The following is an 18,884-nucleotide window of genomic DNA, read 5'->3' as shown; positions in this document are numbered from 1 at the left end:
TCTATCATGAAAAAGTAGAATAGTCTATTAAAATTTCAGAATATTTAAAAACAGAATGTATAATTGATTTTATCAACATTATTTTATAAAAATGATTTCAATAGCAATTTTTTTAACAATGGAGATAAATGACTAGGTAGTTTCTCTACCCCTTCTACGAATAAAGCATAATGACCGTAGATATTATAAATAGTTTGTTCTATAGCTTCTGTAATAGGTTCTTGACTTAAAAATACATTAAAAATTTCGATATTCATTTTACGGGCTTTTTCAACTGCTTCGTAAGTATCTAAAATGCCGTCTTGACTATAATTAAAAGCTGAAGGTTCTCCATCAGAAAAGATGATGAGAAAGCGTTGTTTATGACTACGTTGGAGTAATCGCTCACTAGCTATACGGATAGCAACTCCATCTCTATTATCATCTTGCGGTTCCATCGCTATAATTCGATGACCTTCACCTTTATTAGTAGAACGTTGATAATTTATTATTTCATCTATAATAGTAGGTTGTTCTCGTTCATCAGCATTAAAGGCATCTTCGTTGAAAGCTAATATTTCATGTTTAATATTTAATGATTTTAAAGTTTCGTGAAATAAAACGACTCCTTTTTTTGTTTCCTCCATCTTATCTTGCATGCTTGCGGAAGCATCGATGAGTAACGTGAATGTCGCATCAAATGTGCGGCTTAAGTCTTGCTTTTTATAGAACATTTTATATGGGTCATCAGTAAACCAATTAATTAAATTACTTTGTAGTCGCCCTTTCATAAGATTGTTTCTTTCTGATTGGTATTCTCGATCAATCGTTTTCTTAATGATCTGTATTAAATCTTTGATCTCAAATTGGACGTTGTTCTTTAAATCACGGTACTGATCAGAATATCCCGGTTTTATTGATGGTTTATTCCATTCTATAGAAACATTTTTGTTAATACCTTTTAATTCAAAATGATTGAATTGTCCTGTGTGTCCTCCCTCCTCTAACTCGAGGGTTTGTTCACTACCTTTACCTTTTTTTGAAGCAATATCAGTTATCTCATCACTTGTATCCCCTTCTCTAACTGAGTCCTCATCTGATATCGCCTCACTATTTTCACCTTCATGAAGTTCCATTTCTAAATAAGAACCGCCTTGAGACTCGCTATCTTGAGATTTTGCTTCCATATCCTCACTCACGAGTTCATCTTGGGTTTCATCATTTTGGTGAGTCGTATTGCTTTGGTCTGTTCTTTTAATATCTGCTAAATGATATTCATGTAAGTCATTATAAAGTTTATTGGGTATATGGTAGTACTCATTTAACATATCTTCTTGGAGTAAATCATCAATCTGAAACATAATGCGATCTGCTAACAATTTACTATCTTCAGAAGTAGCAATATTAAAGAAATCAGGAAGATATTGATACATATTAATAATTACGTCTGTCAGAGCAGGATGGATATCAGGGACGTCGAAAAAGTCTTGTTTAAGGATCGAGTGTTCTAGATGTAAAAAGAATAAGTCAGTAAAGGTAGTTTTAGTTTGGTAAACTTTAATTTGTGATTCATTATAATTTAACCGAACTTGATTTCGTAGAGTTATCGCTTTCTTAGTGCTCGGTCTGTCACGCTGTATATATTGAAGTATACGCTGATCTTCAAACATCTTGAATATTTGTTGATACAGTTTATCGTGATTAAAGGTACTATCGTTAATTACAGAATGGACGATAGTATTATCCATTAACTGATAACTGTAAGCTGCAAGCATGACGTCGGTTTTAAGCCCCGTATTCTCAATTTCTTGAGGTCGATGAGCCCAGAATGAACTTGTGATCAGTATATTCTCAATTGGATTATAATAAGGGAATTTCTGAATTTTAACTTGTGTATCTTTATTCTTAAGTAGAAGCCTTGTTAAGTCTTGCAGCATCATCACTTTCTGAGCATCAAGTTGTTCGTCATTAAACATGATAAAACGGTCACTCATTATCAACCCTCACTAAAAATTTAATTCTACAGCATTAAGAATAGCTTGTTGTTCTCGGTCGTCTTCCAACTTGTCAATGATTGTTCTTTTGATAGCGCGATCGATAGGCATGACTGTAGCGAGGTCGCTTAAATCAATTAAAGCGCGTATACTTGCTGCTTCCTCTGATATTTGCCCTTGTCTGGTCATCGTGCGCAAATCTTCGTTGAACTTTACAATTTTTTGAATTAACGTCAGATCGTTTAGCTGACTTTGTTGTTGAATAACCTCTTCTAAGACGGTTCCACTTATGTAATCTACTTCAATAACTACAAACCGATTCTTTAAAGCTTCATTCATAGGTAGCGTGCCAATATAACCTTCATTAATTGCTGCTATAACATTAAACCCTTTTTCAGCTTTAATCACTTCACCTGTAAATGGATTAGTTAATTGGCGACGGTAATCAAGCACGCCGTTGAGGATAGGTAAAGTTTCAGGTTTAGCCATATTAATTTCATCGATATAAAGTATTTGGCCTTCTTTCATAGCTTTAATTACAGGACCCTCTATAAAAATAATTTCTTGATGTCCACTATCATTCGTATATACTGTTTTATAACCTAATAAACTCTCGGCATCTAAATCTACAGAACAATTAACTTGATGCATAGGTATATTCATGTGCTGACTTAAGGATTCAGCAAGACGTGTCTTTCCAGAACCAGTCGGCCCTTTAAGTAAGATATTTTTATTAAGCTGCATCAGCGACACAGCATCTTCAAATATTGATTTATCCTGATTTATATACTTTCCTTGAATCATGATACAATAACTCCTTTATTGTGCCTATATAAAATAGACTGGGAAAAGATATCTTAGCTTCCCAGCCTATTAGCAAACTAATTAAACCTCTTTAAAGTAATCTTTGAAATAGCCTCCAACTAAACCTGAATTATCTAGAATTTGATAATATTCTTCGGTCTCGTTTACCACATCATATTGCTTGCCTACTGTTAACATATCGGCCACAGTAAACTTAGCTGCATCAGTATGAATTACTTCAACACGCTTTAGAGGTTTACGCTCTTTCCATTCTTCATGTAGCATCATTTAAAACCCTTTCTTGTTATTACTTCTTAATTATGTTCTAAAGTTAGAATAAAGGCAATACCACTTGCCTCATTAATACGCAACGACTGCGTAGTATCTTGATTGAGAGTTTGATAGGGTATACCTACATCATCGAGCTCATCTATCGCTCGTTGATACTGCTGACGGTCATGAGTGCTGAATTCAATTTGTTCTATTACGCCAGCTTCTGGTAATTCTAAATCATTAGGAGATTTATAAAGATGCATTTCTCCCCCTAAACCACCATCTCCTATTTGAAAGACCAGTACATTTATCTCTTCATCTTCAGCTAGCGTATATTCAGCAAAGGCTTCTATACCAAAGACCTTGCTGAGTACAGAGCGCGTTAATAATAAGTCGTTTACTCTTAATATGACTGGACCTAATCCTTGAATCTGATGTAATGGATTGACTGTGCTTTCAGTAGAAGGCGTTCCGAGAGGTGTTCCGCTATTAAGTTCGTCAGAATAGATGTCTATTCTCAACCCCTCTTTAGTATAGAAATGAAAGCACTTGTGGGTATTTAGCATTGACATCTCACTATATTGCATACCGTTATCGTCAAGTATTTCTTGATATTCAAGTAAGGCTTCATCAGTTGGCACCCTTAGCCCTAAGCTATAAATATGATGATCTTCTTCGTCATAGTTTGGAACTTCAACAAAGTGGAGTCGTGTCCCAGGGCTCAGGTGTGCATCTCCAAACCGTCTAGCACCATTTTTTTCAGTTTCATTTAGCCCTAGCTGATTATGAAAGAAATCGATTGTAGCTTCCATATCTTTGGTACCAAGAGTAACACTTCGTAAACCTTGCATATAACCCTTCCTCTCAATCTAGTTCTATTAGATTTATTATAACGTATAACAAGCCTATTTTGTATGTAGACCTTTTATTTACTAGTGACAATTTTAGAATTTAGTCATTGGAGTAAAAACTTATTATATATTAAAATATGAATTATAAAGTTAGTACTAAATTGAAGAGACAGTGGAAGGAGGCTAGTACATGTTTAACTTTTGGGTTATATTTGGGATTACACTACTTATAGCTGTGTATTGTGGTATTACTTTCTTTACTAACATGTCTCACTCAGTTCAATCTCGTCGAGATAACAAAAGCAAACAGAGCAATAATATTTATGGATTGGTGTTCGGCATTTTCTTAGTGATTGCAATTATCGAAGTTTTAATCTATATTTTCGCTTAAGAAAGACTCAATCGATGAATTTCATTCAACAAATTAGTGCAATTTATTAATATCAAAATGCGGAAGAACCATTTGATCTCGTAACTATTCCACAGCTAGATTAAAAGTAAAAAAGATCAGTAAAAGGGAGCGGGACAGAAATCTTTTTATTCAAATTAGATTTCAGTCCCGCTCTCTCAATTAGTAAACTATTTTATTAGAGAATTATGATTCTAGTAATAAATCTTCTGGGTTTTCAATGAGGTCTTTAATAGTTTTTAGGAAACCAACTGCTTCTTTACCGTCAATAATTCTATGATCGTAACTTAATGCTAAGTACATCATAGGACGATTTTCAATCTTATCGTCTTCAACAGCAATTGGGCGTTTAATGATGGAATGCATACCTAGGATTGCAGCTTGATTACCGTTAATGATTGGAGTAGACATCATTGAACCGAATATACCACCATTAGTAATAGTAAATGAACCATTAACCATATCATCGAGACCTAGTTTTTTATCACGTGCTTTAATCGCTAGATTAGCAATTTCGTCTTCGATTTCAGCAAAGTTTTTCTTGTCACAGTCTCTAACAAATGGAACTAATAAACCGTCGTCTGTAGATACTGCTATTCCAATATCATAGAATTGTTTAGTTACCATATCTTCGCCATCGATCTCAGCATTAACTTCCGGATATTTCTTCAATGCTGCTACTGCTGCTTTAGTGAAGAATGACATAAATCCTAGTTTTGTACCATCGTGATCTTTAATGAATTGTTCTTTCTTACGTTTACGTAAGTTCATAACGTTTGTCATATCAACTTCATTAAATGTTGTTAACATAGCTGTTTGATTTGAAACTTCAAGAAGTTTCTTAGCAGCTGTTTTCTTACGACGTGACATTTTCTCACGTACAACTGGTTTAGATGGCTTTTGTGATTGAGGTTGTGAAGATTTGTTATCTTCTTTAGAAGATTGTTTAGACTGGCTAGCAGAATTTTGTTTGTTATCTACATCTTCTTTTCTAATGACATCATTATTTTTAGCTGAAACTTCACTTAAATCAATACCTTTTTCTCTCGCGTATTTACGTGCTGAAGGCGTAGCGTTAACGCGCTGGCTAGATTGATCGCTTGAAGAATCTTGTGATTGGCTTTCATTAGAGCTACTGCTTTGACTTTCTTTACCTGAGTCTGCTTCAGAGTCTTTTTTATCATCGCTAGATGAGCTATCAGAACTTGAACCGCTATTGCTTGGTTCGCCTTCTCCTACTACAGCAATAGCTTGGCCAACTTCGACAGTGTCGCCTTCTTCAAAAAGTGTTTCTTGTAAGACACCTGCATCTTCTGAAACTACTTCAACATTGACTTTATCAGTCTCAAGCTCTACGATAGCCTCACCTTTATCGACGCTATCTCCTACGCTCTTTAACCATTCCGCTATGGTACCTTCTGTTATTGATTCTGCTAGTTCTGGAACTTTTACCTCTGGCATGTTGTATTTTCCCCCTACTTATTATTAGTACTTTGTTCAAGAATCATATTTTGTACAAGTTTGTGAATTTCGCCATCACCTTCTGCTGGAGCAGAACGTTGTATTCTTCCATGATAACTTAAATCGTATTTATCTGCAGTTAATTCTTTAAGGCGAGGGTAAACGAATGACCATGCACCTTGATTCTTAGGTTCTTCTTGTACCCATGCGACGTGCTCTAACTGATTAAGCTTATCAAATTCTGCTTTAATTTCTTCTGAAGGGAATGGGTATAATCTTTCTACCGCTATAAGCTGAATTGATTCATCAGGATTTTTAGCTAAATATTCTTTTAGGTCGATAAACATTTTACCTGAAGCTAAGATGACTTTGCGAACTTTATCGGCATCACCAGTTTCAGGTAGGATAGGTTCGAAAGATCCCTCTGTGAATTTATCAATAGGTTGAGCCACTGTCTTATTACGTAAAAGACTTTTAGGTGACATGACTACAAGTGGTCTCATTGCCTTAGTACCGAGACTTGCTGCTTGCGCTCTTAATAGATGGAAGTAGTTACTAGAGCTTGATAAGTTAACTACAGTACAGTTATTTTCACCAGCAAGTTGCAAGAAACGTTCTAAACGAGCGGAAGAGTGTTCAGGACCTTGACCTTCAAATGAATGAGGTAAGAATAACGTAAGACCTGATGTTTCACCCCATTTAGCACGAGCGCTAAATAAGAAGTTATCAAAAATCATTTGGGCCATATTGGAGAAATCGCCATACTGCGCTTCCCAAATAGTCATACAATCTTTATTTTCAACGTTATAACCATATTCGAAACCTACAACGGCTGCTTCTGATAATGGAGAGTTGTAAACAGAGAACGTAGCTTGTTGATTCGGTACATTATTAAGCGGTACGTATTCATCTCCATTTTCAGAATCATGAAGTACGGCATGTCTATGGCTGAATGTACCACGTTCACTGTCTTGGCCTGTTAATCGAATAGGTTTACCATCTTGAGTGATAGTGGCAAAAGCGAGCTGTTCTGCTTGCGCCCAATCCACTAAACCTTCCTCTTTTTCAAATGGCTCACGTCGTTTTTCCAGCACTTTATTAAGCTTTTTCAAGACGTTAAAGCCTTCAGGATAACTTAACATTGCATCATTAATTTCTTTGAGGTGGTCGAATGAGAAGTTCTTAGTATCCCCTTTAAGTGGTTCAGAAATATCATCAGGTTTCTGCATGTCAGGGTTATCCATTTTATCGTTCTTGTCAATTTTATCATGAGCAGAACGCAATGTTTTAGAAACTCCATCGATAATTTCATTCATTTCATCTTCAGAAATGATACCCTCTTCAACTAATTTTTTTCCGTAAAGTATTTCTACAGAATCATGCTTACGGATGTGTTGATATTGAACTGGATTAGTAATTGATGGCTCGTCCATTTCGTTATGACCATAACGGCGATAACCTACTAAGTCAATGACAACATCTTTATGGAATTCTTTTCTGAATTCCATCGCTATTTTTATCGCTTCTATAGTAGCTTCCACATCATCTGCATTCACGTGCATAATTGGAACATCATAACCTTTAGCGATATCTGAAGAATATGTTGTAGAACGGCCATCAGATGGTTCAGTAGTAAAGCCGATACGGTTGTTAGTAATAATGTGTAAAGAGCCACCTGTAGAATAACCTTCTAATCCACCGAGGTTCATAGACTCAAAGTTAATACCTTGACCAGGATAAGCTGCGTCACCGTGTATTAATATCGGCATAGCATCTTTAAAGTCAGTGGTAATTGCACCAGCGTGTTGCGTATCGTCTTGAACTGCACGTGTCTTACCTAACACAACTGGAGAAACGATTTCTAAGTGACTTGGATTATTAGCAAGAGAAATGCGTTGCTCTATACCATATGAGCTTGTCGTCTTAACTCCACCGAGGTGGTATTTCACGTCTCCTGACCAGCCAGAAGTCAGCTCTAAACTACCATCTTCAGGGAGAAACTTCATAGGATCAGTGTGCATGAATTCGGAAATCATCATTTCATATGGTTTTTCCAGAACATGAGTGAGAACGTTTAAACGTCCGCGGTGAGCCATGCCTATTTCTATATTGCTAATACCTTCGTCACTAGCTTGACGAAGAGTTTCTTGTAACATAGGTACTAGCGTATCCACGCCTTCGATTGAGAATCTTTTAGCACCAACGAAATTTTTATGCAAGTATTTTTCAAAGCCTTCAACATGAGCTAAATTTTTAAATAATTCTATTTTTTGTTCATTATTTAAGGATGCTTGGTATGGCGTCTCAATTCGGCGTTTTAACCAAACACGTTCTTTATTATTATTAATATGCGTATATTCAAAAGCAATAGGTCCTTTATAGCGTTCTTCCATACGCTCTATTGCTTCATACGCATTATCATAGATATCTTCGAAATGATCAGACACAATACCTGCAGAAATATTTTCCAAAGTTTCTTTATCCAAATTAAAGTCTTCAATATTTAATTTAGGAACATGTTCTCTATTTGGACGATTTACTGGATAAATATCCGCTAATAAATGCCCATATTGACGGATGTTGTCCACTAAACGCATAACGCGTTTGATTGTACTATCACTTTGAGTGCTAGTTGCACCCGCGCTTGGTTTGTTAACGATGTCAGCCTCACCGTTTTTTATAGTACTAAAAAGGACTTGTAAATCTTCAGGAACTGATGATGGATCTTGTAAATAAATATCATATAAGTCTAACATATATCCAAGATTTTGCCCGAAATTTACAGGTGCCTCAGTAACCTGTTTTTCGTTGCTCATTTATTACACCCTCCACAAAATAGTTGAAACGCTTACAACACAATAATAGCATTAAAATTGCTCAAATTAAAGTACTTATCGTACCTTAAAATAAAAAAAGCAGAACTCTAAAAAATGGTTTTTAAATTAAAAAAATAATGCTTAAAAATAGAGTTCTGCAGTAAGTTGACACTTATTATATTTACAACTAAAAGAAATTCAAACATGTTCGTTTTTACTATAATTTAATATGGAATGTGGTATACTTTCCAACTTCACTTTCAACTACTATTGAACCACCGTTAAATTCTATAAGCTTTTTAGCTATAGACAGGCCTAATCCATTACCGCCTAACTTGCGAGAACGAGATTTATCAACTCGATAGAACCGATCGAAGATGAATTCTAAGTCCTCCTGAGGTATACCTACCCCATGGTCTGTTATATCAATGAAAATTTGTTTATTGCGTAAGTTCGTTTCGAAACTAATATGTTTGTTTTTTTGATCATATTTTATTGCGTTATCAATAAAGATGATGAGTATTTGTTCGAGGTGGTGACGATTTATTTCTTTGAGTAATGGCTTAGGATAAGGTTTGAATTCAAAGGTATAGTCTTCATGTAATCGCGCTAAAGATTTAATACGTTGCTTAATTTCTTTATTTATGTCTACATATTCTAAATCTGTTGTGGATTTGTGCGTATTGTCTCTCGTGAGTAATAATAATTCTTCGACTAATTTAGTAATTCTAGTCATTTCTTCTAAGGAGATATTGAGTGATTCCTCAAGAACTTCTGGGTTTTCTTTGCCCCATCTTTGAATCAAATTAAGATGACCTTGAATGATTTGTAAAGGCGTACGTAGTTCATGTGAGGCATCTTCTACGAATTGTCTTTGCTGGTTAAAAGAATCTTCTAAGCGCGTCATCATGGCATTAAAAGTATCTATTAAATTATCTGTCTCGACGTAGTTAGTAGGTAACTCGATCTTTTCTTGAAAACCATCTCTTCTAATTTGTTTCATTTTATTCGAAAGAGTGACCAAAGGTTTAGCAATTTGAGAAGAGAAGAAGAAACTTATTAAAGCGGTAATTATAGTTGCTAAGAAACCGAAAGTAACCGCAAAGAAATATAAAGAGCTCACAAGCGTATTATAGTTATTTAGAGAATGGATAACGACGCTATAGCCTTTAAATTGGTCATTGTGAATATGTTTAGTAATCATTAGGTAGTCATTGTGATGATAACGCTTTTTAACGACTTTATTTAAATATTGGCGTTGGAGTGTTGGCGAGTATACAATCGAATTGTCATTGGAAGCTTCAATCAAATGATGGCCTTTTTCATCATATAAGACAGCTTTTTGAAAGTTACCTAAAGAAGCATTAAGATCTACCGTTGATATTTTTTCATACGGTGTTTTATTAAAGAGTTCGTCTAAATCATTTGAACTACGTTGAGCTTGTTCTAATTCGTTTTGACGTAGAGCACTACTTAAATAAAAAATGATGATAATACTAAAAATAAAGATGGTGGTAAAAGTAATAGTAGTAGTGATGACCATCCACTTAGTTCTTAATCGACGTTGTTTCATTTTCTTATCACATAGCCTACACCACGGACCGTTTCGATATATTTATCCATGTGGTATGGCTTTAATTTGTTTCTTAAGTAACGTATATACACATCAACGACATTTGTTTCAACTTCGGTATTAAAACCCCACACGTTTTCAATAATTTGTTCTCTATGCATCACATGATTTCTATTCGTTGCAAGTAAGTATAACAAATCATACTCAGTCTTAGTTAGCTCCAATGTCGCATCATCAACTGTGACTTTAAACGCATCTTTGTCTATCACTAGACCATTAATGTCAATGATATGTTTGCTCGGTTGACGGCGCATGGTTGCGCGAATACGAGCTAATAACTCTTCGATATCAAACGGTTTAACGATATAGTCGTCTGCACCATAATCTAACCCCGTGACTTTGTCGTACGTTTCACTTTTAGCAGTAATAATGATGATTGGAGTTTGCTGCTCTTGTCGGATTTGTCTACAAATTTCTAAACCATTGATTTGAGGCAACATGAGATCAAGTAAGATAAGGTCATAACTATTTTTCAAAGCGCGTGCAAGTCCGCTTTTACCATCATTTTCTATATCAACTGAATAATTCTCATGTTTAAGTTCAAGTTCGATAAATCGTGCTAAATTTTGCTCATCTTCTACAATGAGTATTTTGGTCATAGTTCCCACCTCTGTCATTTAAATATGAGAAGTTGAATTTTGTATGTAAATTTTATCTTATCGCAAGTAGAACTAAAGGTAAATAAATTTTTTCAACTTCAATTTTTTGTAATATTTAACCCTACTTAGCTTAGGCGAAGGGGTAAGTTAAGTCAGTATGCTAAAGGGTTTGAGAGGCAATTAATTTCAATTATGAGCTAAAGATATTATGCACTGGGAATCCGATTAACGGTGACTCTAAAGCAATATTTTCTACAATAACGCTCATAATGCGACAAAATTTAGTGAACAATTTTCTTATCGGTCGGTTCTAGTTAAATCTTAAACGCTAGCGTTCCGACCTCTTGAATGGTCAGTAATGATCGCCGTTTTCAAGGTTGAGGATTGCTACCTATTACCTTATCTGTGAACAGCAATTATCGGAGACTAACCACACTTCTCAGAAGGGAGCGGAACAGAATGGTCTTTGACTAGAGAGAAAGAGGCTGGGACATAATGTAATGTCTCAACCTCTTTCAGCATCTTGGCAGTAGATGACTGAATTGAAAATGCGCTTATATCAAGCTTTTTTCAATTCTAGTCATCCTTGCCGGGGCGGGACTACGAAATCTTTTTATTCAAATTAGATTTCTGTCCCGCTCCCTCTTTCAGCATCTTGGCAGTAGATGTCTGATTTGAAAACGCGCTTGTATCAAGCTTTTTTCAATTCTAATCATCCTTGCCGGGGCGAGACTACGAAATCTTTTTATTCAAATTAGATTTCTGTCCCGCTCCCCGTCTGAAAAGACATAAGCAACTGAATAGCTAATGATTTTGGAAATTTTCTCAAAAATTTTTAGAATCTAATTGACAATAGTTCTCAGTGATGTATAATGTAGTTGAAAATGATTATCAATACCAAATGAACTATTCCCCCCACACATATTTCGTTCAAATGGATTGATCATTTTCACAATATCCCCTTTTATATGCCCGTAAAAGACTAACGTTGCGAGACAACGTGAAATATAAAAACCGGTTTACTCAAAAAGAACCGGTTTTTATCATACGTATTACAAAGACTTAAAGACACTAAAAGCGACACGCTCTATACACTACTAGAGTATCGTGTCGCTTTTTCTTAACTAAATTTTTAATTTGTGTCGTAACACCAATGTAGAGAGGATGATACAGGAAGCTCCTCCACACAATCCTGCTAAGATATCGGTGGGAAAATGAACGCCAAGGTATATTCTTGAAGCACAGATCAAAACTATGAGGCATGCACAGATTGTAGACATAACTTTATTAGTGAGACCCTTGAATATTCTATTAACGATATATATCAGACAGCCGAAAAATACCATCGATCCCATAGCATGTCCACTAGGAAAGCTATAACCTGAGACATCAACGAGGCGTAAAATATCTGGTCGTTCTCTGTCAAATATGTTCTTGAGCAATGGGTTTAATATAGTTGATAAAGCCATTGCAAGGATAAAAAATAAGGCTTCCGCATGATAGCGTTTATAGACAAGAATCCCTATGAGTAGACATGAAAGTACTGCCATTGACCAAACTTCACCAACTGATGTGATAACTCGAAATAGAGTAGTTACAATCGCACTATAGAGTGAATGAAGTAGCTCATACACGTTTGTATCAAGCCACTTGCCGAATGTAGACCCATGATAAAGTGCAAAGATAATAAAAAATATTATTAATAAAACAAGCAATGATATACGTTTCCAACGACTCATCTAAGTACCCTTTCTGCGCTAATGTAAAGCATCTTGTATAAACTTTTTAAATAATTCTTCTTTCGTATAGCTTTCTTTATATGTTCGCATCGTGTTGATGATTTCTGACCTCTCGTCTTCAAGTCGTTTGAGTTCTTCCATTAGTAGATTTTTAGTGAGATCTTCTTCTAATACATACTTGCCATATCCTTTAGATTCAAAGTTTTTAGCATTATCAATTTGGTCTCCTCTAGATTGATCAAGTCCAAGCGGGATAAGTAACATTGGTATGTTCAATGTAAGGAATTCATATATAGCGTTAGCTCCTGCTCTACTAATTACAGTACTCGTAATAGCCAATAAGTCTGTTAAATCATCTTTCACAAATTCAAATTGTTTGTAACCTTCTCGCTGAGTTAATGTGTGATCGAGGAGGCCTTTACCAGTTAGATGCACCACTTGATAGTCTTTTAAGAGTAAATCTAAATTATCGCGGATAATTTGATTTAATTTATGACTACCTAGACTTCCTCCCATTACTAGCAAGACAGGTTTAGATTGATTGAATTGAGTCAGTTGATAGCCTCGGTCACTATTCCCATTGAGAAGATCAGGTCTGACAGTTGCACCGACAAAGTCAGCTTTGTCACTCGGTAAATAGTTGATAGTATCTTCAAATGTTGTGTAAATTTTTTTAGCGAACTTAAGTGCTATTTTATTCGCTAAACCTGGCGTTAAATCTGATTCGTGAATAATCGTTGGTATTTTTAGTGATTTTGCAGCTATAACAACAGGTACTGATACAAAGCCACCTTTTGAAAATAGCGCATCTGGTTGTTCTTTTTTTAAGATTTTTCGAGCATCTAAAATACCTTTTAGAACTTTGAAGACATCTTTGACGTTGTCAAAAGATAAGTAGCGCCGCAATTTACCACTTGATATAGCATGGTATTTTATATTAGGCAATTGCGACTCAACCATCTCTCTTTCAATACCATTTTTAGACCCTATATATATAGCTTTATGCCCGTCATTGGTAGCTGTAGGAATTAAACTGAGATTAACTGAGACGTGACCCACAGTTCCTCCACCAGTAAATGCAATTTTAGCCATAACTCAACCTCTATTCTTCTATTATTTTATAATAAGCGTAAAATGGTTTCCCTTTATTAAATGGGTGATAATCTATATTTGCTTCACCAGCTTTAGTAAACCCGAATTTTTCAAATAAACCTTGAGCAGGTTTGTTTTGTGAGAATGTGTCAGTTATTAATACATGTATATTGTGTTCTAACGCTAAATTAACAGCAAATTCAAAGAGTTCAGTAGCAGCTCCTTTATAATCAGATGAGCCAGCTAAGCGATGGATAACATAGCCACCTTCGCGATCTATAGGCCAATCTATTTTATCATACCAATCTGATTGCTGTTGATCTATCACGATAAAACCATAGATTTTAGAATCGATATCTAGCACGTATAAAGTATCAGTTTCTACATCTTCTTCAAAGTGTTCCTCTATCGGATACTCATCGTCCCATTGATCGTTATCAAATTTTTTCATTAGTTCTTTAGCTTCATCAACTAAATTCAACACTGCTGGAATATCACTTTTTGTGGCATTTCTGATCATTAGGATAGCACCTCTTTATTTAAGTTTTTTTAATAAATCATTTAGAACTGTATCTTGTTTGTTAGCTTTATCAACTAGTGATTGAGTGAATTTGTCATTTGTTTCCTTATCAAATTCGCCAGTTACTTTTAAATTTTCGTTTTGTTGGAATTTCTTTACAGAAGATTCGAGCGACTGATCATAAGTTGTCGATTCATTATTCACTTTATAGCCTAGGGCAGTCAAACCAATTTTCATGGTTTTTACATGTTTACTCTTATTCGTTACTTTGAAAGTCTTGTCAGATGGTATGACACTTAACGTTTGATAGCGAGGCGTACTAATTTTTGTATCTGGCTCGATGCCCTTACCATGGATATAATGGTCATTCGGCGTTAACCATTTCATATTCGTGAATTTCAGCAAGGAACCATCTTTAAATTCTTGCGTTGTTTGTACAATTCCCTTACCAAATGTCTTAGAACCAAATACTTTAGCTTTGTTATAGTCCTTCATAGCTCCTGTAAATACCTCAGAGGCGCTGGCTGACCCTTCATTGACCAGTATTGATACTTTCATATCTTTAGCTTGTGCTAAGGCATCATTATGCGTTTTTACTTCTTCAGTATGCTGTCCTTTTTTAAGTTTCACTACTGTATGATTTTTATCAATAAAGAGATTTGCCATTTTAACAGCTTCGTCTAACAGACCTCCAGGATTATTACGCAGATCTATGACTATTCGTCTAATACCCTCATTATGAGCTTTTAAAATAGCACTTTTTAATTCTGTTGAAGTATTATTCTGAAACTTATTAATCTTTAATACTGCTATGTGGTCATGTTTTTGATACTCGACACTTTTAACATGAATTTTATCACGCTTTATCTTCAATTCTTGTTCATGCTCGCCTCGTTTAATTGTTAATGTAACGTATGTACCCTTTTTACCTCGTACCTCTTTGACTACTGATTCGAGAGGCTTGCCTTTAACAGACTTACCATTCACTTTAGTGACTGTATCTTTAGGTTTGATCCCTGCTTTCTCTGCGGGAGAATCTTTCATAGGGCTCGTAACTTGTATTTGATTGTTCTTCTTCTGCATTTCAGCTCCAATACCAACAAAATCGCCAGAGACGTCCTCATTAAAAGATTGAGTGTCATCTTTACTCATATATTCAGAGTACGGATCTTTTAACTCCTTAATCATCCCGTCAATGGCTGCTTGAGCTAATTTATCAGATTGTTCTTTCTTATAATAATCATTATTTAAGGTTTGGTAAACTTTCTCGACTTTAGAAAAGCTGTAGCGCTGTTCTTTATCGAGACCACTTCTCCAGTGCTGAATACCTAGTGTTAAAGTAACAGCCAATATAGCTGTTAAAATAATAGACAAGCCTAAGAGTATAAATAAGTGACTACGTTTAATATGTATTATCTTCTTTCTCTGCTTTTGTTCATATTCATTATCTCGTTGAGTCACCCGATCACTCCTTTATCTCAAACATATAGTTTTTAAAAAAGATAGCCGGGATGAATAACTTCAATCCCAGCTCAACAAATATACAGCAATGTAATCGATGGTATTGCTTTGCGCTTAACTATTTAAAACTGCAACCATTCTTGATAATCCTCATACATACTATCGAATACTGATAATGATACAGAATAATTTCCAGCCGTTTCGATGTAATCGCTCAAAGCGTTGAAATCCTTTTCTTGTTTAGGGAAAGCTAGATCATTAAATATTTCTTCAGCTAAGATGCCTTTTTCATCATTTTGACCTCTAACGGTCATCACGTACTGATAAAAGGAATGATCCTTCATTAATTCATTGTCACATCAATAATTTTAGTCTCACCTTTAATTACAGCATTCGGCTCGTTAATACTTAATGATGTAGCTTGATCTGAGTTAGTTATAATGACTGGAGAAATTATAGATTTTGCATGCTTAGTAATATATTCTAGATCAAATGTCAAAATAGGATCGCCTACAGAGACTGATTGCCCGTTTTCAACATGAATTTCGAAACCTTCGCCGTCTAACTGTACCGTGTCTAAACCGATATGAATAAGGATTTCTAGTCCGTTATCTGCTTTTAGTCCCAAGGCATGCTGAGTAGGAAAGACATTATCTACGCGTCCATCTATTGGAGAAACGACATGTCCTTCAGTAGGTTTAATGCCAAATCCTTCGCCCATCATCTTTTGAGCAAATACTGGATCCGGAATATCTTCTATGTTCACAAATTCACCAGTTATAGGCGCATAGACTTTAGTGGATTTATTCACTTCTTTATCTTTTCCAAACAATTTTTTAAACATCTATATAACGCTCCTTATTTTATTTTTCAAAGTGGGATATTAAACTACCGTACCCTAGTTCCTCTAATTTTTCATATGGAATAAACTGAATCGCTGCAGAATTAATACAATAGCGTAGACCGCCTTTTTCTCTAGGACCATCGTTAAACACATGACCAAGGTGACTGTTTGCGTCTTCAGATCTAACCTCTGTGCGTAACATCCCATGAGATTTATCAGCTAATTCAATGATCTCATCATCACTAATTGCCTTAGAGAAGCTCGGCCATCCACAATCAGATTCAAATTTATCTTCTGAAGTGAAAAGTGGTTTGCCTGAGAGTTTATCTACATAAATACCTTTTTCGAAATGATTCCAATACTCATTTTGAAATGGTGGTTCGGTCCCATCTTCTTGCGTAACTAGATATTCTATATCGTTCAAGTCCTTCTTATCTTTTCTGATCATGATTTGCCTCCCCAATGTTTCTCTATGAATGCTTTCCGTCCAGAACCGCGTTGATATTGCTCATAATGAGCTGGATTTTTCTTATAGAAGTCTTGATGATAGTCTTCTGCTGGGTAGAAATTCTTATAAGGTCTAATAGGAGTAATGACTGGTTTATCGAAAATGTTAGCTTCATTTAACTCTTGGATTTTAGCTTCGGCAGCCTTTTTTTGTTCCTCATTGTGATAGAATATCGCCGGTGCATAGTGTTCACCTCTATCAAAGAATTGCCCCCCATTATCGGTTGGGTCGAAAGTCTTAAAATAAACATCTAATATATTTTCGAAGTTAGTAATTTCAGAATCATAAGTAATCTGTACTGCTTCCACATGACCCGTTTCGTCTGTACACACTTCTTCATAAGTTGGTTGAGTTACGTGACCTCCACTATAACCTGTCACTACACTTTTTATACCAGGATATGAGGTGAACGGTTTGACTAAACACCAGAAACATCCACCAGCTAGGGTAGCTTGAGCCATTATTAGCCTCCTCAATTAAAGAAATAGTATATCTACTCTCTCATTAGTATAAGCTAGAAATAGGTTTGCAGATATTTAATTTCAAATTAGTCTTGTCGTACGATAACTAGCCCTATAGCACCTTGTCCAGTATGAGTGGCTATAACAGGTGTAGTAATATTAACGTCTACATTTTTAAAATTGAAATCTTCCAAAAAGTAATGTTTCACTTTTTCTACAAAGTCTAATACATTGGCATGCGCAATACCAACTGATTGTAGTTGATAGCCGTCTAAGAAATGGTTGATTTCTTTTTTTAAATATTGTAGTACTGATTTTTGCGTACGAGAATTATGGATCATTTCTAAGTTACCATTGGATAAAGTGCCTATGGGCTTGATCTTCATCATATTTCCAATCAGACCTTTAGTCTTTCCAATTCTCCCACCTTTGATGAGTTGGCTCAATTGCCCAATTACTACGTACAATTTAATGTTTTTTTGTAGTTGTTTTAATTTATATGTTATCTCCTCTATACTTAAATCTTCCTTAACCCAGTCGCATAAATGTTGGATTTGGTACCCTAAACCGTAAGAGATAGATTTAGAATCAATGACAGTTACATCACTCTCAGTCATTTGACTTGCCTGTAAGGCAGTAGAATACGTACCGCTTAATCCTGAAGTCATGTGTATACTAATGATTTTAGTATCATCTTTACCTAACTCATTGTACAGATTTATAAACTTACCTATAGGTGGTTGACTAGTTTTGACATCTGCTCCTTCTTCTATTTTCTGAAGGAAAGTTTCAGAGGAGATTTCCTCCTGATCTGCAAATGAGTCATTATCAATATTTAATGTTAATGGAACTACATGAATTTGATTTTTCTTAAGGAACTCATGAGATAAATCCGAAGTAGAATCAGTTACAATTTTATAGTTTGTCATATGAGGTTGTCCTCCTATTTATCTGTCTTGCGCTTTAGATGTAAAAAAACGTGAGGAATGGTATTTTTTTCATCAAGTACACCCTCTTCAGATGATAGTACTTCCCACTCTTTAAAAGTATATGATGGAAAGTACGTATCTCCTTTAAATTTACCATCTACAACAGTAATATACATTTCATCGACTTTATCTATCATTTCTTCAAATAAAGTTTGTCCACCAAATATAAACACTTGCCCGGAAAGATCATATATTTGATCGATTGAATGAATAACTTCCACGCCCTCAGGATGAAAGTTTTTGTTACGCGTTAATACGACATTGCGTCGATTAGGTAGCGGTTTGCCTATAGATTCATAGGTCTTGCGTCCCATGACTAACGTGTTGTTAGTAGTTAGTTTTTTAACGTGTTTTAAATCGTTTGGTAAGTGCCAAGGCAATTGATTATTTGAACCTATGACTCGTTGTTGATCATGAGCTACAAGTATAGATAAAGTCATTATAACAACTC

19 protein-coding genes are annotated in these 18,884 nt (G+C 35.2%); 1 reads left to right on the top strand and 18 read right to left on the bottom strand.

Annotated features, from left to right (window positions below; translation table 11 throughout):
- Window positions 1-83: 83 nt before the first annotated feature.
- From N9R04_RS02380 to N9R04_RS02365, 4 genes are all read right to left on the bottom strand, one after another.
- The gene (locus N9R04_RS02380) at window positions 84-1,973 is read right to left on the bottom strand and encodes a nitric oxide reductase activation protein NorD (RefSeq protein WP_262854831.1); all 1,890 of its coding nucleotides are present in this window, start codon (window positions 1,971-1,973) and stop codon (window positions 84-86) included.
- Window positions 1,974-1,985: 12 nt separating this feature from the next.
- Window positions 1,986-2,777 (bottom strand): ATP-binding protein, encoded by a 792-nt coding sequence (locus tag N9R04_RS02375; protein ID WP_262854827.1) that lies wholly within the window; start codon window positions 2,775-2,777, stop codon window positions 1,986-1,988.
- Between the two features lie 81 nt (window positions 2,778-2,858).
- The gene (locus N9R04_RS02370; protein WP_262854822.1) at window positions 2,859-3,062 is read right to left on the bottom strand and encodes a DUF6501 family protein; all 204 of its coding nucleotides are present in this window, start codon (window positions 3,060-3,062) and stop codon (window positions 2,859-2,861) included.
- Between the two features lie 29 nt (window positions 3,063-3,091).
- Window positions 3,092-3,901: a VOC family protein gene (locus N9R04_RS02365; RefSeq protein ID WP_262854818.1), complete on the bottom strand. Its 810-nt coding sequence runs from the start codon at window positions 3,899-3,901 to the stop codon at window positions 3,092-3,094.
- A 190-nt stretch (window positions 3,902-4,091) separates the two neighbouring features.
- Between N9R04_RS02365 and N9R04_RS02360 the strand changes: the two genes are divergently transcribed.
- Window positions 4,092-4,292: a Mid2-like cell wall stress sensor domain protein gene (locus N9R04_RS02360; protein WP_262854814.1), complete on the top strand. Its 201-nt coding sequence runs from the start codon at window positions 4,092-4,094 to the stop codon at window positions 4,290-4,292.
- A 204-nt stretch (window positions 4,293-4,496) separates the two neighbouring features.
- Here N9R04_RS02360 and sucB read toward each other — a convergent pair whose 3' ends face one another.
- From sucB to N9R04_RS02290, 14 genes are all read right to left on the bottom strand, one after another.
- Window positions 4,497-5,771, bottom strand: coding sequence for a dihydrolipoyllysine-residue succinyltransferase (gene sucB / locus N9R04_RS02355; RefSeq protein ID WP_262854809.1), 1,275 nt, complete (start codon window positions 5,769-5,771; stop codon window positions 4,497-4,499).
- A gap of 14 nt (window positions 5,772-5,785) precedes the next feature.
- Window positions 5,786-8,587: a 2-oxoglutarate dehydrogenase E1 component gene (locus N9R04_RS02350; protein ID WP_262854803.1), complete on the bottom strand. Its 2,802-nt coding sequence runs from the start codon at window positions 8,585-8,587 to the stop codon at window positions 5,786-5,788.
- A 217-nt stretch (window positions 8,588-8,804) separates the two neighbouring features.
- Window positions 8,805-10,160 (bottom strand): HAMP domain-containing sensor histidine kinase, encoded by a 1,356-nt coding sequence (locus N9R04_RS02345; RefSeq protein WP_262854798.1) that lies wholly within the window; start codon window positions 10,158-10,160, stop codon window positions 8,805-8,807.
- Window positions 10,157-10,819, bottom strand: coding sequence for a response regulator transcription factor (locus N9R04_RS02340; protein WP_262854791.1), 663 nt, complete (start codon window positions 10,817-10,819; stop codon window positions 10,157-10,159). Before N9R04_RS02340 ends, N9R04_RS02345 begins: the two co-directional genes overlap by 4 nt.
- A 1,124-nt stretch (window positions 10,820-11,943) precedes the next feature.
- Window positions 11,944-12,558 (bottom strand): phosphatase PAP2 family protein, encoded by a 615-nt coding sequence (locus N9R04_RS02335; RefSeq protein WP_262854786.1) that lies wholly within the window; start codon window positions 12,556-12,558, stop codon window positions 11,944-11,946.
- A gap of 18 nt (window positions 12,559-12,576) precedes the next feature.
- Window positions 12,577-13,650 (bottom strand): undecaprenyldiphospho-muramoylpentapeptide beta-N-acetylglucosaminyltransferase, encoded by a 1,074-nt coding sequence (gene murG / locus N9R04_RS02330; RefSeq protein ID WP_262854781.1) that lies wholly within the window; start codon window positions 13,648-13,650, stop codon window positions 12,577-12,579.
- Window positions 13,651-13,660: 10 nt separating this feature from the next.
- Window positions 13,661-14,170: a GNAT family N-acetyltransferase gene (locus tag N9R04_RS02325; RefSeq protein ID WP_262854775.1), complete on the bottom strand. Its 510-nt coding sequence runs from the start codon at window positions 14,168-14,170 to the stop codon at window positions 13,661-13,663.
- Between the two features lie 15 nt (window positions 14,171-14,185).
- Complete coding sequence (locus tag N9R04_RS02320) at window positions 14,186-15,631, bottom strand: S41 family peptidase (protein ID WP_262854771.1); 1,446 nt, start codon at window positions 15,629-15,631, stop codon at window positions 14,186-14,188.
- A 122-nt stretch (window positions 15,632-15,753) separates the two neighbouring features.
- On the bottom strand, window positions 15,754-15,975 hold the full coding sequence (locus tag N9R04_RS02315) for a YozE family protein (RefSeq protein WP_262854766.1): 222 nt from the start codon (window positions 15,973-15,975) through the stop codon (window positions 15,754-15,756).
- Entirely contained in the window at window positions 15,975-16,475 is a 501-nt protein-coding gene (locus N9R04_RS02310) for a PTS sugar transporter subunit IIA (RefSeq protein ID WP_262854765.1), read from the bottom strand. Before N9R04_RS02310 ends, N9R04_RS02315 begins: the two co-directional genes overlap by 1 nt.
- A gap of 19 nt (window positions 16,476-16,494) precedes the next feature.
- Window positions 16,495-16,923 carry a peptide-methionine (R)-S-oxide reductase MsrB gene (msrB, locus tag N9R04_RS02305; protein WP_262854764.1) on the bottom strand — a complete coding sequence of 143 codons (429 nt, stop codon included), beginning with the start codon at window positions 16,921-16,923 and terminating at the stop codon, window positions 16,495-16,497.
- The gene (gene msrA, locus N9R04_RS02300; RefSeq protein ID WP_262854763.1) at window positions 16,920-17,444 is read right to left on the bottom strand and encodes a peptide-methionine (S)-S-oxide reductase MsrA; all 525 of its coding nucleotides are present in this window, start codon (window positions 17,442-17,444) and stop codon (window positions 16,920-16,922) included. Before msrA ends, msrB begins: the two co-directional genes overlap by 4 nt.
- An 86-nt stretch (window positions 17,445-17,530) precedes the next feature.
- A complete protein-coding gene (gene fakB / locus N9R04_RS02295; RefSeq protein WP_262854760.1) occupies window positions 17,531-18,373 on the bottom strand; it encodes a DegV family protein in 843 nt (280 codons plus the stop codon).
- 14 nt (window positions 18,374-18,387) lie between these two features.
- Entirely contained in the window at window positions 18,388-18,873 is a 486-nt protein-coding gene (locus N9R04_RS02290; protein WP_262854756.1) for a dihydrofolate reductase, read from the bottom strand.
- Between the last annotated feature and the right edge of the window lie 11 nt (window positions 18,874-18,884).

Source organism: Staphylococcus marylandisciuri (assembly GCF_025519785.1).
Classification (GTDB): Bacteria; Bacillota; Bacilli; order Staphylococcales; family Staphylococcaceae; genus Staphylococcus; species Staphylococcus marylandisciuri.
This window is presented reverse-complemented; position numbering and strand designations above follow the sequence as displayed.

What these genes read in the sequence shown, in the direction of transcription:
- N9R04_RS02290 (WP_262854756.1), bottom strand. Translation starts at nt 18,873, where the DNA reads ATGACTTTATCTATACTTGTAGCTCATGATCAACAACGAGTCATAGGT.
- sucB (WP_262854809.1), bottom strand. Translation starts at nt 5,771, where the DNA reads ATGCCAGAGGTAAAAGTTCCAGAACTAGCAGAATCAATAACAGAAGGT.
- N9R04_RS02335 (WP_262854786.1), bottom strand. Translation starts at nt 12,558, where the DNA reads ATGAGTCGTTGGAAACGTATATCATTGCTTGTTTTATTAATAATATTT.
- fakB (WP_262854760.1), bottom strand. Translation starts at nt 18,373, where the DNA reads ATGACAAACTATAAAATTGTAACTGATTCTACTTCGGATTTATCTCAT.
- N9R04_RS02345 (WP_262854798.1), bottom strand. Translation starts at nt 10,160, where the DNA reads ATGAAACAACGTCGATTAAGAACTAAGTGGATGGTCATCACTACTACT.
- murG (WP_262854781.1), bottom strand. Translation starts at nt 13,650, where the DNA reads ATGGCTAAAATTGCATTTACTGGTGGAGGAACTGTGGGTCACGTCTCA.
- N9R04_RS02365 (WP_262854818.1), bottom strand. Translation starts at nt 3,901, where the DNA reads ATGCAAGGTTTACGAAGTGTTACTCTTGGTACCAAAGATATGGAAGCT.
- N9R04_RS02340 (WP_262854791.1), bottom strand. Translation starts at nt 10,819, where the DNA reads ATGACCAAAATACTCATTGTAGAAGATGAGCAAAATTTAGCACGATTT.
- msrA (WP_262854763.1), bottom strand. Translation starts at nt 17,444, where the DNA reads ATGGCTCAAGCTACCCTAGCTGGTGGATGTTTCTGGTGTTTAGTCAAA.
- N9R04_RS02325 (WP_262854775.1), bottom strand. Translation starts at nt 14,170, where the DNA reads ATGATCAGAAATGCCACAAAAAGTGATATTCCAGCAGTGTTGAATTTA.
- N9R04_RS02350 (WP_262854803.1), bottom strand. Translation starts at nt 8,587, where the DNA reads ATGAGCAACGAAAAACAGGTTACTGAGGCACCTGTAAATTTCGGGCAA.
- N9R04_RS02360 (WP_262854814.1), top strand. Translation starts at nt 4,092, where the DNA reads ATGTTTAACTTTTGGGTTATATTTGGGATTACACTACTTATAGCTGTG.
- N9R04_RS02380 (WP_262854831.1), bottom strand. Translation starts at nt 1,973, where the DNA reads ATGAGTGACCGTTTTATCATGTTTAATGACGAACAACTTGATGCTCAG.
- msrB (WP_262854764.1), bottom strand. Translation starts at nt 16,923, where the DNA reads ATGATCAGAAAAGATAAGAAGGACTTGAACGATATAGAATATCTAGTT.
- N9R04_RS02370 (WP_262854822.1), bottom strand. Translation starts at nt 3,062, where the DNA reads ATGCTACATGAAGAATGGAAAGAGCGTAAACCTCTAAAGCGTGTTGAA.
- N9R04_RS02315 (WP_262854766.1), bottom strand. Translation starts at nt 15,975, where the DNA reads ATGAAGGATCATTCCTTTTATCAGTACGTGATGACCGTTAGAGGTCAA.
- N9R04_RS02375 (WP_262854827.1), bottom strand. Translation starts at nt 2,777, where the DNA reads ATGATTCAAGGAAAGTATATAAATCAGGATAAATCAATATTTGAAGAT.
- N9R04_RS02310 (WP_262854765.1), bottom strand. Translation starts at nt 16,475, where the DNA reads ATGTTTAAAAAATTGTTTGGAAAAGATAAAGAAGTGAATAAATCCACT.